General features: G+C 41.6%; 15 protein-coding genes. 14 read left to right on the forward strand and 1 reads right to left on the reverse strand.

Translation table 11 applies throughout. The annotated features are described in order from the left end of the window. From LCL96_RS03650 to recO, 8 genes are all read left to right on the forward strand, one after another. Complete coding sequence (locus LCL96_RS03650; RefSeq protein ID WP_224940093.1) at positions 1-960, forward strand: PhoH family protein; 960 nt, start codon at positions 1-3, stop codon at positions 958-960. Between the two features lie 183 nt (positions 961-1,143). After that, the gene (locus tag LCL96_RS03655) at positions 1,144-3,300 is read left to right on the forward strand and encodes an HD family phosphohydrolase (RefSeq protein ID WP_224940094.1); all 2,157 of its coding nucleotides are present in this window, start codon (positions 1,144-1,146) and stop codon (positions 3,298-3,300) included. A 3-nt stretch (positions 3,301-3,303) separates the two neighbouring features. Further along, complete coding sequence (gene ybeY / locus LCL96_RS03660; RefSeq protein WP_224940095.1) at positions 3,304-3,777, forward strand: rRNA maturation RNase YbeY; 474 nt, start codon at positions 3,304-3,306, stop codon at positions 3,775-3,777. Next, on the forward strand, positions 3,752-4,144 hold the full coding sequence (locus LCL96_RS03665) for a diacylglycerol kinase (protein ID WP_224940096.1): 393 nt from the start codon (positions 3,752-3,754) through the stop codon (positions 4,142-4,144). Before ybeY ends, LCL96_RS03665 begins: the two co-directional genes overlap by 26 nt. A gap of 242 nt (positions 4,145-4,386) precedes the next feature. Beyond that, complete coding sequence (locus LCL96_RS03670) at positions 4,387-4,785, forward strand: cytidine deaminase (protein WP_224940097.1); 399 nt, start codon at positions 4,387-4,389, stop codon at positions 4,783-4,785. Next, the gene (gene era, locus LCL96_RS03675; protein WP_224940098.1) at positions 4,778-5,698 is read left to right on the forward strand and encodes a GTPase Era; all 921 of its coding nucleotides are present in this window, start codon (positions 4,778-4,780) and stop codon (positions 5,696-5,698) included. Before LCL96_RS03670 ends, era begins: the two co-directional genes overlap by 8 nt. Positions 5,699-5,804: 106 nt before the next feature. After that, positions 5,805-5,948: a YqzL family protein gene (locus LCL96_RS03680; protein ID WP_224940099.1), complete on the forward strand. Its 144-nt coding sequence runs from the start codon at positions 5,805-5,807 to the stop codon at positions 5,946-5,948. 45 nt (positions 5,949-5,993) lie between these two features. Continuing rightward, entirely contained in the window at positions 5,994-6,746 is a 753-nt protein-coding gene (recO, locus tag LCL96_RS03685; RefSeq protein ID WP_224940100.1) for a DNA repair protein RecO, read from the forward strand. Positions 6,747-7,338: 592 nt separating this feature from the next. On the opposite strand, the gene LCL96_RS03690 is transcribed toward recO, so the two are convergent. Further along, positions 7,339-8,712, reverse strand: coding sequence for a glycine--tRNA ligase (locus LCL96_RS03690; RefSeq protein WP_224940101.1), 1,374 nt, complete (start codon positions 8,710-8,712; stop codon positions 7,339-7,341). A 463-nt stretch (positions 8,713-9,175) separates the two neighbouring features. Here LCL96_RS03690 and LCL96_RS03695 point away from each other — a divergent pair, with 463 nt between their 5' ends. From LCL96_RS03695 to LCL96_RS03720, 6 genes are all read left to right on the forward strand, one after another. Continuing rightward, a complete protein-coding gene (locus LCL96_RS03695) occupies positions 9,176-9,802 on the forward strand; it encodes a helix-turn-helix transcriptional regulator (RefSeq protein ID WP_224941281.1) in 627 nt (208 codons plus the stop codon). A 13-nt stretch (positions 9,803-9,815) separates the two neighbouring features. After that, positions 9,816-10,628, forward strand: a complete 813-nt coding sequence (locus LCL96_RS03700) for a pyruvate, water dikinase regulatory protein (protein ID WP_224941282.1) — start codon at positions 9,816-9,818, stop codon at positions 10,626-10,628. Between the two features lie 315 nt (positions 10,629-10,943). Continuing rightward, a complete protein-coding gene (locus LCL96_RS03705; RefSeq protein WP_412103555.1) occupies positions 10,944-11,414 on the forward strand; it encodes a YaiI/YqxD family protein in 471 nt (156 codons plus the stop codon). A gap of 46 nt (positions 11,415-11,460) precedes the next feature. Beyond that, the gene (gene dnaG / locus LCL96_RS03710; RefSeq protein ID WP_224940102.1) at positions 11,461-13,272 is read left to right on the forward strand and encodes a DNA primase; all 1,812 of its coding nucleotides are present in this window, start codon (positions 11,461-11,463) and stop codon (positions 13,270-13,272) included. Positions 13,273-13,305: 33 nt separating this feature from the next. Continuing rightward, positions 13,306-14,436: an RNA polymerase sigma factor RpoD gene (gene rpoD / locus LCL96_RS03715; protein WP_219169630.1), complete on the forward strand. Its 1,131-nt coding sequence runs from the start codon at positions 13,306-13,308 to the stop codon at positions 14,434-14,436. 119 nt (positions 14,437-14,555) lie between these two features. Further along, on the forward strand, positions 14,556-15,095 hold the full coding sequence (locus LCL96_RS03720) for a hypothetical protein (RefSeq protein WP_224940103.1): 540 nt from the start codon (positions 14,556-14,558) through the stop codon (positions 15,093-15,095). Positions 15,096-15,257: the final 162 nt, after the last annotated feature.

Genomic DNA, 15,257 nt, shown 5'->3' on the forward strand with positions numbered 1-15,257 from the left:
ATGTCAGATGAAATCTTAATGAAATTACAACTTGAAAACCCTAATGAAGCTATTGCTTTGTTCGGTGTTTCAGATTCTCACCTTAAATTAATAGAACAGGAATTAAACGTTTCAATCGTAACAAGAGGCGAAGAATTGCTGGTTTCGGGTAGTGAAAAAGATGTAAATCTCGCTCTTGATATTTCTGATCGGCTGGTGGCAGTGATCCGTAAAGGGATCAATATAGGCCAACGTGACGTCCATTATGCCATCGAAATGGGCAGACAGGGGACGCTTGAATATTTTACAGAGTTGTACAATGAAGAAATTACAAAGAATGCAAAAGGTAAATCGATCCGGGTAAAAACCCTCGGACAGCGCCAATATATCCAATCCATCAAGAAGCATGATATGGTATTCGGAATCGGGCCCGCAGGTACAGGAAAGACCTATTTAGCCGTCGTCATGGCCGTTCATGCCCTGAAGAATGGACAGGTCAAGAAGATCATCCTGACAAGGCCGGCTGTAGAAGCAGGTGAGAGCCTCGGCTTTCTTCCAGGAGATTTAAAGGAAAAGGTGGACCCTTACCTTCGTCCCCTTTATGATGCCCTGCATGATGTTTTGGGAGCAGAACATACCGCCCGTTTGATCGAGAGAGGTACCATTGAAATCGCCCCACTTGCTTATATGAGGGGACGTACACTGGATGATGCGTTTGTGATTCTGGATGAAGCACAGAATACAACAAAGGCGCAAATGAAAATGTTCTTAACAAGACTTGGTTTCGATTCAAAGATGATCATCACAGGAGACCGCTCACAGGTGGATCTGCCACGCGGAAGCGAGTCAGGATTGATTTCTTCAGAACGAATATTAAAAGATGTTAAAGGAGTATCGTTCATTTACCTTGATCAGGCCGACGTGGTGCGTCATCCGTTGGTCGCGAAAATCATCGATGCATATGAAACAAGTGAAAAATAGACATAACAGAGATTGATCCGATAGGTCCATGCCCCTTTTAAAGATGCGGTATGTACAGGATCAATCTTTTTTTATGATGCTATACATAGATAAATCAGACAAAAACTGTTATCATTTTACATAATTACTAAAACTTTTTGATAATGTTGTTTAGCTTTGTATTTACATAACAGGGGGTTCTTTATGCAAACTCACCCATTTCTACTTAAAATAAGGAGCTTTCTAAGCTACCGGCTGTTTACAAATCTTCTCTTTGTATTACTTGGTATCATTGTGTTCGGTGTTTTATATGGGAATGTGAAGCCGAAAACGCTGGATATCAACTTGTATGAAGATGCCCCCACAACGATAAGGGCCCCAAAGAAATTCGTCGACGAGGAAGCCACTGCCAAGAAGAAGGAAGAAGCAAAGGCAGAAGTGGCGAATGTATATACATCAAAGCAAGGAGCAATCGACAACTCTGTTTCATTGCTTCATTCTCTTATGGAAAGTGTCATAGAAGTGAAGGCAGAGTCGAAACAGCTGCCGGTGGGAGAAGATAACCTAAAACCCGCACCTTCACCGGATATCGATGAACAGCTGAAGCTTTTAAAGGCTAAGTTGCCAGAGGATAAAAATAATGTTACGAACAGCCTCAGCGATGACGTATTAAAAACGCTCCTTGCAGCGTCTGAAGATGACTTGTCAAGGGTTGAAACGATCGTCACTACACAGATGAAAATCATCATGGAAAATGGTGTGAAAGAAGAAGAGTTGAATGAAGCGAAATTGAACCTGGAACAGCGCATCACTAACTATTCGTTCAAAGGTGATTTATCCACGGCAGCTGTCAAATTGGGGAAAGTCGCCCTTGAGCCGACCCTTTTATATGATGCTGAAAAAACGGATGAGTTAAAAAAACTCGCCGAAGCAAACGTAGAAAAAGTGGAAATCATTGAAGGGGGGGTCATCGTGGAAGATGGTGAACTGATCACCCCCAAAAAATACAGTATCCTGAAATCCTTGGGAATGGTAGAGAATACGTTTTCCTTCAGGCCGTATATCGGACTGACTCTCTTCGTCCTTGTTGTAATCAGTTCGTTGTATTATTTCTTCTACACACTTGAAGTGACCGAGGAACGAAAGCAAAATTACTTGATTCTGACAAGTATCGTTTTCGTCATCTCCCTTCTGATCATGAAGATTGTCGGACTCATTGAACAGCTGGAAATCAATGATATTGCCTTCATTCTTCCCGCAGCATTTACGGGAATGATATTAAGAATTTTACTGAATGAGCGGATCGCCATGATGATGGTGTTCATCCTTTCTGCCTGCTCCAGTATTGTATTTCATCAACAATTCTCCGGGTCCATCGATATTGAAATCGCCATTTATACGTTATTTAGTGGAGTATCCGGGATTCTATTTCTGGTCAGCCGCAATCAGCGCTCGAATATCCTGAGGGCAGGAATATATGTTTCTTTTGTCAATATCCTAATCCTTGGATTCTTGATTCTTTTAAGCGGTACATCTTATTCAAATACTGAATATGTGTATTATCTTGTATTTGCCCTTGTATCCGGAATTAGTTCCTCCATCCTGACGATCGGTTTCCTGCCGTTTTTCGAAGCGGGTTTTGGTATCCTGTCCTCGATGAGGCTTGTGGAATTGTCGAGCCCTACACAGCCGTTGTTGAAGAAGCTACTTACCGATGCCCCTGGCACCTATCATCACAGTGTGATGGTGGCGAACCTTGCTGAAGCTGCATGTGAGTCCATCGGGGCAAACGGATTACTGGCGCGTGTCGGGTGCTACTATCACGATGTCGGAAAGTCGAAACGACCGCATTTCTTTATTGAAAATCAACTCAACATGGAAAATCCCCATGATAGGGTCTCGCCTGAAACAAGCAGGGATGTTATTATTAGTCATGCTTCAGATGGCGCGGAAATGCTCCGAAAACATAAACTGCCAAAAGAAATCGTCGACATTGCCGAGCAGCATCACGGAACGACACTGCTGAAATTTTTCTATTATAAGGCGAAAGAACAAGGGAAAGATGTTAAGGAAGAAGACTATCGTTATCCCGGTCCTAAACCCAAGACCCGGGAAGCTGCCGTCATCAGCATCGCAGATAGTGTAGAAGCAGCTGTAAGGTCTAAAAAATCTCCCACACAGGCGGAAATTCAGCAGCTTGTTCATTCGATTGTACAGGACCGCCTGCAGGATGGTCAGTTTAACGAATGCGATATATCAATGAAGCAATTAGAAACCGTGAAAAGGTCCCTTTGTGAAACGCTGAATGGAATTTTCCATCCGAGGATTGAGTATCCTGAACTTCAAGCAAAAGGAGAGTAAAGCATGACATTATTGATCGACTTTATTGATGAAACAGAAACACTTACAGAGGAACAAACACAACTGGTTCAAAGTATCCTGAACTTTGCTGCAGATCAAGAAGGGGTCGAGAAGGAAAGCGAAGTTTCCGTGACGTTCGTGACGAACGATCGGATACAGGAAATCAACCGTGAATATCGGAATAAGGATCAGGCGACAGATGTGATCTCATTCGCCCTCGAGGAGTTGGGGGAAGATGAAGTTGAAATTGTAGGAGAAGGGATTCCCCGCATCCTTGGTGATATCATCATTTCCATTGACCGGACGAAAGAGCAGGCTGAAGAATACAATCATTCCGTCTCCCGTGAACTTGGTTTTCTTGCCCTTCACGGATTCCTTCACTTACTGGGGTATGACCATATGGAGGAAGAAGAGGAAAAAAAGATGTTCAAGAGACAAAAGGACATTCTAGATGAATATGGACTCAAAAGAGACTAAGTTCGGTCTGTTCAGGTTCTTTAAATCCTTTGGCTATGCAGCGGATGGAATGAAGTCCGTTTGGCGAACGGAACAGAATTTCAGGATTCATTCTTGCGTAGGGATCGTCGTTTTCTTGCTTGCCTACATTCTTTCTGTATCCGTCATGGAATGGATTATATTGATCATTTTGGTCTTTACGGTCCTGGCTCTTGAAACGATGAATACCGCAATCGAGAAGGCAGTCGACCTTTCCGTTAAAGAATTTCATCCCCTGGCAAAAGCCGCGAAAGATCTTGCATCAGCTGCCGTCCTTCTCTTCGCGATTTGTACAGCGATTGTAGGGATCATCATATTTCTTCCGAAACTGTTGGATATGATTCTTTAAAAAGAAGGATAAATGGCTATAAATTAAGGGCTTCAGACAAGAAATCGGTCGATTTCTTGTCTGAAGCCCTTAATTCATTTGAAAACGTTCTTATACTTGTATAAAATAAGTGGAGCAAAGCACAATATCAATAAATAGTTTGAATTATCTAACTATTTTATTACAAAATGATAACAGCCCATTTTCTTTTATTTAAAATGTAGTAAAATAAATGTGTAAGGGTTAAAAGGAGAGTTAATTTAATGAATGCAGAACAATTGATACAAGAAGCTAAACTAGCGAGGGAAAAAGCATACGTACCTTATAGTAAGTTCAAGGTGGGAGCGGCTCTTCTGTCGAAGGATGGTAAAGTCTATCACGGATGTAATATTGAGAACGCAGCCTACAGTATGTGTAACTGTGCTGAACGGACTGCTTTATTCAAGGCTTATTCAGATGGCGACACAGACTACTCTATGATTGCTGTTGTGGCAGACACGGCTAGACCTGTTCCGCCTTGTGGAGCATGTCGACAGGTCATTTCAGAGCTATGTCCGAAAGAAATGAAAGTCGTCCTGACGAATCTTAAAGGCGATGTACAAGAGTTAACCGTTGGAGATTTGTTACCAGGAGCTTTTTCACCGGAGGATTTACATGAGTAATATAGGCAGTAATACAGAATACAAATCAGGGTTTATTTCCATTATCGGACGACCTAACGTCGGGAAATCCACTTTCCTGAACCGGGTCATCGGTCAAAAGATCGCCATTATGAGCGATAAGCCCCAAACGACACGAAACAAAGTTCAAGGAGTTTACACAACAGATGATGCTCAAATGATATTCATCGATACTCCTGGAATTCACAAACCGAAACATAAACTCGGAGACTTCATGATGAAGATTGCTCAGAACACTTTAAAAGAAGTGGACGTCATCTTGTTCATGGTGAATGTGGAAGAGGGTCTTGGAAAAGGTGATCACTTCATCATAGAGAAGCTGAAAGGTGTAAAAACACCGGTCTTCTTAATCCTTAATAAGATAGACCAGATTCATCCTGATGCGCTGTTACCGATGATCCAACAATACAACGACCTGTTTCCGTTTGCTGCAACCGTTCCTATTTCTGCATTGGAAGGAAACAATGTGGAGCAGCTCCTTCAATTACTGAAGGACCAATTACCGGAAGGTCCACAATTTTATCCTGCCGATCAGATTACGGATCATCCGGAACGATTTATCGTTTCTGAACTGATCCGTGAAAAGGTCCTTCACCTGACAAGGGAAGAAATTCCACACAGTATTGCGGTTGTCATTGATAAGATGGAGAAAAAGCAAGAAAAGGATCTTATTGATGTCATCGCCACCATCATTGTGGAAAGGGACTCCCAAAAAGGGATTGTCATCGGCAAACAGGGTTCCATGCTCAAAGAAGTCGGTAAACGCTCACGTGTAGACATTGAGAATCTGTTGGGAACGAAGGTTTATCTGGAATTATGGGTGAAGGTGCAGAAGGATTGGAGAAATCGATCTGCCAATCTTCGTGACTTTGGCTTCAGCGACGACGAATATTGATAATTAACAATATTTAGGCCACATGTTTTAGAGAGAAAATGCTCATTCTAATCACAAGAAAGCTTATGAAGTCTTGCTAGTTTAAATCCAGAAAGGTGGGTTTTTTATGTTAGACTTAACATGGAAATTTTTTTCGCAAACGGGAAGTATAGATACCTATCTCCTTTTTAAGGAACTTGAGAAGGAAACGTTTGAAGATTCTTACAGCCTTGAAGAAGAAACGGCAGAATTAGATTTCCCTTTAACGTGATAAGTTTGTCATCACCCGGGAGGATTGAAAGCGGGAGGTGGCTGTATGCTGCAGAAATGTGAAGGGATTGTCATCCGAACAAATCATTACGGTGAGTCGAACAAAATTGTTACCATATACACACGGGAATTCGGAAAGATTGGATTGATGGCTAGAGGGGCCAAGAAACCTAATAGCCGTCTATCCGCCATTTCGCAATTATTTACATATGGTTATTTCCTTTTTATCAAGGGAAGTGGACTAGGTACCCTGCAACAGGGAGAGATGGCTGAGTCGCTGAGGCATGTGAGGGAGGATCTGTATAAAACGGCATACGCCACATACATCGTCGACCTCCTGGATAAGTCGACTGAAGACCGGAAACCGAATCCCTTCCTGTTTGAATTGCTTTACAAGACTCTTCACTACCTCAATGAAGACTATGATCCGGAAATCCTTATGCACATTTTTGAAATGAAGATGCTCCCTGTATTAGGGTTGTATCCTCATTTAAATGGATGTGCCGTTTGCGGTGAGACCGACGGTGAATTCGCCTTTTCGTTTAAAGAAAATGGATTCATCTGTCATCGTTGTTTAAGTGAAGATCCTCATCATCTGCCGATATCACAGGGGACTGTAAAACTTCTCCGGTTATTTTATTATTTTGATATTAATCGGTTAGGGAATATATCGGTGAAAGATGAAACAAAACGTCAATTGAAACGGGTAATCAGGACTTATTACGATGAAAATTCAGGTCTGATGTTAAAATCCAGGAGGTTTCTAGACCAGATGGATAACCTGAAGGACTTATTCTAGTTTACGGATGCTTCTTGTGATATAGAAAGGCCCATTCACTTGTGAATGGGCCTGTTTTTTTGAATTTGTTAGCGGTTAGTCATGAATGTGAATTTGTTGGATAAGCGGTTGAAAGGGATGTTCAGCTTGTTCACAATTTGGAGCGGAAAATCATAAAGATGGCCCAATAAATGTGGAAAGTGGCTCAATACATCGCTAAACTGGCCCAATAAATGTGAATAGTGGCCCAATTATTCTTGGCCAATGTAGTTACATCCCACATAAGTAGGTAAACAAGTTGTAAATGGTAATAGAATAGGGCAGGAGAAGACCTTAAATTCCCCTTGGACAAAAATAACTCAGAAAAACTCTAAAAACATTTATTTTTTAAAAAGATCTAACAAAAAATCCCTGAAGGCGCAAATAGCTCCATCAGGGATTTTATAGTTATGCTTGTCGCCTCTGAACGAGCCGCCTCCGCTTTAGGTGTCTTCCAGCTCCGGCGGCTAGCCCCTCGAGGTCATATCTAAAAAATCCCCAAAGGCAAAAAACGCCTTCAGGGATTTTCCAGATATGCTTGTCGGGGCTAAACGAGCCGCCTCCGCTTTAGATATTAAAACTTAATTTTCTCCTGCAAGAACGCCTTCACTTCACTGATCGGCATTCTGACTTGATCCATCGTGTCGCGGTCGCGTACGGTTACTTGGCCGTCTTCGACTGAGTCAAAGTCAAATGTGATACAGAAAGGTGTGCCGATTTCGTCTTGACGGCGGTAGCGTTTACCGATTGATGCCGTTTCGTCAAAGTCGATCATAAGATCCTGTGACAGTTCTTCGTACACTTTGAACGCATCGTCAGAAAGCTTTTTGGACAGTGGCAGGACAGCCGCTTTAAACGGAGCCAGTGCCGGATGGAAGCGTAACACTGTACGTGAATCATTCTCAAGCTCTTCTTCTTCGTATGCATCACACAGGAATGCAAGGGTCACGCGGTCTGCCCCTAGTGAAGGCTCGATGCAGTAAGGTACATATTTTTCATTCGTTTGTGGATCCATGTAGTGGAAATCCTCGTTTGAATGTTCCATATGACGCTTCAGGTCAAAATCAGTTCGATCTGCCACGCCCCATAGTTCACCCCAACCAAACGGGAATTTGTATTCGATATCCGTTGTGGCATTACTGTAATGGGATAATTCATCCTGATCATGATCGCGTAATCTCATGTTATCTTCGCTCATTCCAAGGTTCAATAACCAGTTTTTACAGAATTCACGCCAGTAAGAGAACCACTCCAGGTCTTCACCAGGCTTACAGAAGAATTCCAGCTCCATCTGTTCGAATTCACGCGTTCTGAATGTAAAGTTTCCAGGCGTAATTTCATTACGGAAGCTTTTTCCTACTTGCGCAATACCGAATGGCATTTTCTTACGCATGGAGCGCTGGACATTTTTGAAGTTGACAAAGATACCTTGCGCGGTTTCAGGACGTAAATAGATTTCGTTAGTAGAAGATTCCGTTACACCTTGATGGGTTTTGAACATTAAGTCGAATTGACGGATATCAGTGAAATCGTGGCCGCCGCAATCAGGGCATGCAATATCATGTTCCTTGATGATTTCTTCCATTTTTTCGAAAGAAAGACCATCCACGATCATTTCAATGCCTTTTTCCTCAAGTGCATTTTCAATGATTTTGTCTGCGCGGTGGCGTGTTTTACATTGCTTACAGTCGATCATAGGGTCATTAAAGTTTCCTACGTGACCGGAAGCGACCCAGGTTTGTGGATTCATCAGGATGCTTGCATCAAGACCGACGTTATAAGGCGATTCCTGAACGAATTTCTTCCACCAGGCTTTTTTAATATTATTTTTCAGTTCTACACCTAGCGGACCGTAATCCCATGTGTTCGCAAGTCCTCCGTAGATTTCAGAACCCGGGAAGACAAATCCCCGATGCTTTGCTAAGTTGACGATTTGTTCCATTGACATAAAAGTCACTCCTTTTCATTATTTATGTAAATAAAAAAGCTCGTCCCAAGGCCCATGAGGCCTAGGGACGAGCTTAATACTCGCGGTTCCACCCTAGTTGATATGCATGTGCATATCCACTTTTCATTGGTAAATAGCTCCGGATTTCCGTTTCCCTGCAATCTGGGCTTTCACTGTCCCCAGTCGCTTTTGGTGCGCAAGTACTTATTGATCCTTCATAGCATGATATTGGTTGTAAGATGAAGACATTTTATCATGATAAAGAAATAAAAACAACTGCTGATCGATGGAAGAGAAAAGATTTGAAGTTTTGATGAAAAAAAGATACTCTTTGTTAAGTGAAATTTAACTATAGGTTGTCACAAATCGATGATAATATGCTCTTTTCATTTTGCTTGAATAGTATATAATATTTCATATAAAGTATAACATAAATCGTTTGACCGATAGGTGGTGAGTTACAATCGAACTTAATAAGCGTCAAGAACATATTTTACAAATAGTGAAAGACAATGGGCCTATCACTGGTGAACAAATAGCAGATCAATTAAACTTAACAAGAGCGACTCTCAGGCCAGACCTGGCCATTTTGACCATGGCAGGATACTTGGATGCGCGTCCGAGGGTGGGATATTTCTATACTGGTAAAACGGGAACCCAGCTGCTGACGGAAAACCTAAACAAAATATACGTGAAGGATTATCAATCGATTCCCGTCGTGGTAAATGAAAATGTTTCCGTGTATGATGCGATCGTGACCATGTTTCTGGAAGATGTGGGTACGTTGTTTGTTGTGGATGCCAATACATACTTAGTGGGAGTCCTGTCCCGTAAGGATCTTCTAAGAGCAAGTATTGGAAAGCAGGAACTTAGCACTCTGCCGGTGAATATCATTATGACGAGAATGCCTAATATCACAGTGTGTGAAAAAGATGACCAGCTGATCGGAGTGGCGAAAGATTTGATTCATAAACAAATTGACTCTGTCCCGGTCGTAAAGAAAACGGAAAATGGTGATTTAGAAGTCATTGGAAGAATTACAAAGACCAATATTACAAAAGCCTTTGTAGCGTTGGCGGATGAATATTAGAAGGTGGTGAACGATCGTGAAAGAACCGATCATCTATGTTGTATCCGACTCGGTGGGAGAAACTGCCGAATTAGTCACAAAAGCAGCGATAAGCCAATTCAATGGTTCCAATACGGTCATCAAGCGCTTTCCGTATGTAGAAGACCTGGAACATATTGATGAAGTGATTTCCCTGGCGAAACTGAACCAGGGATTGATTGTCTATACCCTTGTCAAGCCGGATATGCGTGCGTACATTAAAGAACAATCTGAAAAGGAAGAGCTGTATGCATTTGATATCATTGGTCCGTTAATGGACAAATATCAATCTTCCTATCAAAAGGAACCATTATTTGAACCAGGGACGGTCAGGAAGCTTGATGATGATTACTTTAAGAAGGTGGAAGCCATCGAATTCGCCGTCAAGTACGACGATGGGCGTGATCCCCGTGGGATTCTGAGAGCGGACATCGTACTTGTGGGAGTGTCAAGGACTTCGAAGACGCCTCTGTCACAATACCTTGCATTGAAGAGGATCAAAGTGGCGAATGTTCCGCTAGTACCGGAAGTCGATCCTCCGGAGGAGTTATTTATGGTCTCGCCGAAGAAATGCTTCGGTCTCAAGATCAGTCCTGAGAAATTGAATACCATTCGCCGAGAAAGACTGAAATCTCTTGGATTGAATGATCAGGCAAGCTACGCGAATATTAAGCGAATCGAAAATGAGCTTGAATATTTTGAGAAAATTGCAGATCGAATCGGATGTCATGTCATCGACGTAACGAATAAAGCAGTTGAAGAAACAGCCAATGTCATCACGAATATCTATCACAATACAAACGATTAATGAGTTGGCATTGTATCGTAAACAGAAAAAAGATGGTTCCTGCACGCAAATGGGGAATCATCTTTTTTAATGAATGAAAGTACAACTCCAAAAACCTCAAAAGAATTGAGTTTTTATAGTGGTCAAACTTGTCCGATTATACTATAATAAAAAATTGTGATAAAAATATTTAAAATAGGTTTAGACTAAACTCTTAAGGAATAAACTAATTATTGTGATATGTCAAGTCTCGTCTGAATTATCATTCGACAATTTTAATCAAATCTCTAGGAAAGTTCCTAAAGAGAGAAGGAAAATACGGAGTGATGTAGAATAATTAGTAATAGCGAACATACCCCTGCCGTTTATGTTGATGCAGATGCATGCCCGGTAAAACAGGAAATCATAAAAATATCAAGTGGATATGGATTCAGAGTCATTTTTGTTGCTTCCCACGCACACAGAAAGAACACACCAGATCAAGGTGAATGGGTATATGTGGATAGTTCGAAAGAAGCGGCCGATTTGTACATCATGAATCATGTAAAGGAAATGGATGTTCTGGTAACCCAGGACATTGGTCTTGCCAGTCTTGTCTTACCGAAAAAAGTTTATGCCATCTCTCCCAGGGGAAAAGCCTACAGGGAAGAGAGTATTGTGACGGCTCTTGATTATCGGTATGTTGCTGCAAAAGAACGCAGAAAAGGCAACTATGGTAAAGGTCCCAAGCCTTTTACAAATGAAGACAGAGAAACATTCTGTATCTCCTTTGATAAAATCTTGTCGGGAATTGCAGGAAAATCGTAATCAATACAGAATGGATTAAGAGGGTTAATAAAACAGGTGATAAAGTATGTCTGAAAGAATCCCTGAAGATAAGTTAAATAAAATTTTATCGTCAACTGATATTGTGGATGTTGTCAGTGACTATGTTCAATTGAAAAAGCAGGGCCGAAATTATTTTGGTTTATGTCCGTTTCATGGAGAGAATACTCCATCTTTTTCTGTTTCTCCCGACAAACAGATCTTTCACTGCTTTGGATGTGGAGCAGGAGGAAATGCGTTTACGTTTCTCATGGACGTCGATGGTCTCAGCTTCCAAGAAGCGGCCCAAAAGCTTGGATCAAAAGTAGGCGAAGAGATTTCGATTCAAGCCCCATCAGCAGATCACTCTCATCCTCCTCAGGAAGATGAGAAGCAAATGATGGAAGCTCATGGATTATTAAGTAAATTTTACCATCATCTTCTTCTAAATACAAAGGAAGGCCAGGAAGCACTGGAATATTTATTGGCAAGAGGATTTACTACGGAAAGCATCACGAAATTCCAAATTGGATGGTCCCTCCCTAGTTGGGATTTTACGGTTAAGTTTTTAGAGAAGCGGGGCTACTCCCTTGAGCTGATGGAAGCGGCCGGCTTACTTGTAAGAAGGGAAAGGGACGATTCCTTCCTCGATCGTTTCAGGGGAAGAATCATGTTTCCTATCGTCGATTCGAAAGGCAATACCGTTGCTTTTTCCGGGAGGACCATTTCCGCGGATGACGAACCAAAATACTTAAACAGTCCTGAAACAAAGATATTTAATAAAAGCAGCATCCTTTATCATTATCACGGTTCCAGGTCCATGATCAGAAGAAAACAGCAGGCGATATTATTTGAAGGATTCGCTGACGTGATTTCAGCAAGCGAAGCCGGGGTGGAAAACGGAGTAGCCACTATGGGTACCTCCTTGACGGAACAGCAAATCGGACTGTTAAAACGGCTGACGGATTCCATCGTCATTTGCTATGATGGTGACTCTGCCGGAGTCGAAGCCGCGTTCAGGGCCGGGAAGCTTCTTCACAAGCATCAGCTGGACATCCGCGTGGCCACAATACCCGAGCAGCTAGACCCTGATGACTACATCTCAAAATATGGTTCAGCCAAATTTCAACAGGATGTAATAGGGGCAAGCTTGACGTTCATGGCATTTAAGCTCCGGTACTATAAGCTAAATAAAAACCTAAATGATGAAGGAGATCGGCTTAAGTATATAGAAGACATACTTAAGGAAATTACCCAATTAAGTAAAGCGGTTGAAAAGGATTATTATTTAAGGTATTTAGCCGATGAGTTCGACATATCCTTAGAGGCTCTTCAACAACAGCTATCAGAATTTCAGGGGACGGAAACACGCGTGTCTAACCCCCCTAAACAGGTCGGTATGCAAGGGGATTTCAAACCGAAAACACAGTCTAAATTGCTGCCAGCCTACCAAACCGCTGAACGAAGGTTGATTGCCTACATGTTGAAGGATCCGAACATTGCTTACAAGGTCCAGGAGTGGCTTGCAGGTACGAACCTAAATATTGATGAGCACCAGGCTATTATTACTTATTTATTGGGATATTATGAAGAAGGTCTGCCTCCAAGTGCCAGTGCGTTTATCGGGTATCTGCCTGATGAACGGCTCAGAAGGATCGTGACGGATATCGAAATGATGTCCATTAGCGAAGAAAGTACGGATCAGGAATTAGCGGATTATGTAAATCAGGTGTTAAAACATCAAAAGATGTTGAGAATAAAGGAAAAAGAATTGGAAAGAAAAGAAGCAGAAAGATTAAAGGATTACAGGCAAGAAGCACAAATAGCGATGGAAATCTTACAGCTACGTAAGTCTCTATAAAGTGTTATAAGGAAGTTGGAAGGAGGGGAACAAATGGCTGAAAAGTCAGCGCGTTCCAAGCAAATAGCGTCAGAATTAACAGTTGATCAGGTGAAAGAATTTTTAGTTAACCAAGGTAAGAAAAGAGGAGTCCTCACTTACGAAGATATTGCCGATAAATTATCAGGGTTCGAATTGGACTCGGATCAAATGGATGAGTTCTACGAACACTTAGGTGAACAAGGTGTAGAAATCGTGAATGAAAACGACGAAGATGATGATCCGGGTGCCACGGAGTTAGAGAAAGAAGAGGAAGAAGAGTTTAATCTTAATGATCTCAGCGTTCCTCCCGGCGTTAAAATAAATGATCCGGTCCGTATGTACCTGAAAGAAATCGGGAGAGTCGATTTATTATCCGCAGAGGAAGAAATCAATCTTGCCAAAAGAATTGAAGATGGTGATGAGGAAGCAAAACGACGTCTTGCCGAAGCGAATCTGCGTCTGGTAGTCAGTATCGCAAAACGCTATGTTGGGCGAGGTATGCTGTTTTTAGATCTTATCCAAGAAGGAAATATGGGTCTCATCAAAGCAGTGGAGAAATTTGATTACCGTAAAGGGTACAAATTTAGTACGTATGCTACATGGTGGATTCGTCAAGCTATTACCCGTGCGATTGCTGATCAGGCAAGAACGATCCGTATTCCGGTTCATATGGTTGAAACCATCAATAAACTGATTCGGGTACAAAGACAATTACTTCAGGATCTGGGGCGTGAACCAGCACCGGAGGAAATTGCTGAAGAAATGGACCTGACACCTGAAAAAGTCCGTGAAATACTTAAGATTGCTCAGGAACCTGTTTCCCTTGAGACTCCAATTGGAGAAGAAGATGACTCTCACCTTGGAGACTTCATTGAGGATGCAGAAGCTCAATCCCCTTCAGAACATGCTGCTTATGAACTCTTGAAAGAACAGCTTGAAGATGTCCTGGACACTCTTACAGACCGTGAAGAGAATGTGCTCAGGTTGCGCTTTGGACTCGATGACGGTAGAACCCGTACACTTGAAGAAGTAGGTAAGGTGTTTGGTGTTACCCGCGAACGTATCCGTCAAATCGAAGCGAAAGCCTTGAGGAAGTTGCGTCATCCGAGCAGAAGCAAGCGATTGAAAGACTTTTTAGAATAGAATTTCCTTTTACTGCCTCTATAGTGAATAGGGGTAGTTTTTTTTGTGCGATTTAAAGGGATTTTACAAGCATTTGCCGAATACAGCTATAGGATTGAACTACAAAAGGTGTGACAAATGTGAAAGAAATAAAGAATTCGAAGACAGAAATGATCATCAGGGAAATTCAATTCTGGAAGCAAACCAAACTGCTCCCGGAACAGTATTGTGACTATCTTCTTGCATTATATACAGGTGGAACAGAGATTGATGAAAAAAAGCCGGTAATTTCCCGTAGAAAAAATATGTTTAAGGACTTATTGATATCAATTTGTGCGTTAGTAATTTCATTATTTGTCATTTATTTTACTGAATTGTCAATCGTTTTGCAAACAGCGATTTTGACAGGTTTTGTCGGATTATTAATCGGAGTAGGAATTTATTATACTAAGAAACAATTATCTCCTATGCTTCTTTACACTGTTGCCGGCTGCATCTTTTTGCTGGCATCTGTAGATATATCGGGTATGGTATTTAATGGGAGCTCTTTGGCATTATACTTTACCTTGTTTCTAAACTGTTTTATCTGGGTCGGAGCAGGGTTGAAGTGGAAATTGAACTATTTTTCCATAGCAGGATCCATAGGAGCCATGTTTGTTTTTATTTATATATTACTATAACTTCTGAAAATTAAAAAGTTTTTTAAAGTTGAGAAAATTCACTATTCCCTTTTATAATAGGAATGAGAGCGTATTCATAGAAATGTATGGCTATGCTTGGAAGCGCTATTATTCAATCGAAGAAGTCTAGGGCTTTCAGTCATCAAAGTTAGACAAGGGGGA

This window comes from Rossellomorea aquimaris (assembly GCF_020172085.1).
Taxonomy (GTDB): Bacteria; Bacillota; Bacilli; order Bacillales; family Bacillaceae_B; genus Rossellomorea; species Rossellomorea aquimaris_E.

What these genes read in the sequence shown, in the direction of transcription:
- LCL96_RS03690 (WP_224940101.1), bottom strand. Translation starts at nt 8,712, where the DNA reads ATGTCAATGGAACAAATCGTCAACTTAGCAAAGCATCGGGGATTTGTC.
- LCL96_RS03670 (WP_224940097.1), top strand. Translation starts at nt 4,387, where the DNA reads ATGAATGCAGAACAATTGATACAAGAAGCTAAACTAGCGAGGGAAAAA.
- rpoD (WP_219169630.1), top strand. Translation starts at nt 13,306, where the DNA reads ATGGCTGAAAAGTCAGCGCGTTCCAAGCAAATAGCGTCAGAATTAACA.
- dnaG (WP_224940102.1), top strand. Translation starts at nt 11,461, where the DNA reads ATGTCTGAAAGAATCCCTGAAGATAAGTTAAATAAAATTTTATCGTCA.
- LCL96_RS03650 (WP_224940093.1), top strand. Translation starts at nt 1, where the DNA reads ATGTCAGATGAAATCTTAATGAAATTACAACTTGAAAACCCTAATGAA.
- era (WP_224940098.1), top strand. Translation starts at nt 4,778, where the DNA reads ATGAGTAATATAGGCAGTAATACAGAATACAAATCAGGGTTTATTTCC.
- recO (WP_224940100.1), top strand. Translation starts at nt 5,994, where the DNA reads ATGCTGCAGAAATGTGAAGGGATTGTCATCCGAACAAATCATTACGGT.
- LCL96_RS03655 (WP_224940094.1), top strand. Translation starts at nt 1,144, where the DNA reads ATGCAAACTCACCCATTTCTACTTAAAATAAGGAGCTTTCTAAGCTAC.
- LCL96_RS03665 (WP_224940096.1), top strand. Translation starts at nt 3,752, where the DNA reads ATGAATATGGACTCAAAAGAGACTAAGTTCGGTCTGTTCAGGTTCTTT.
- ybeY (WP_224940095.1), top strand. Translation starts at nt 3,304, where the DNA reads ATGACATTATTGATCGACTTTATTGATGAAACAGAAACACTTACAGAG.
- LCL96_RS03680 (WP_224940099.1), top strand. Translation starts at nt 5,805, where the DNA reads ATGTTAGACTTAACATGGAAATTTTTTTCGCAAACGGGAAGTATAGAT.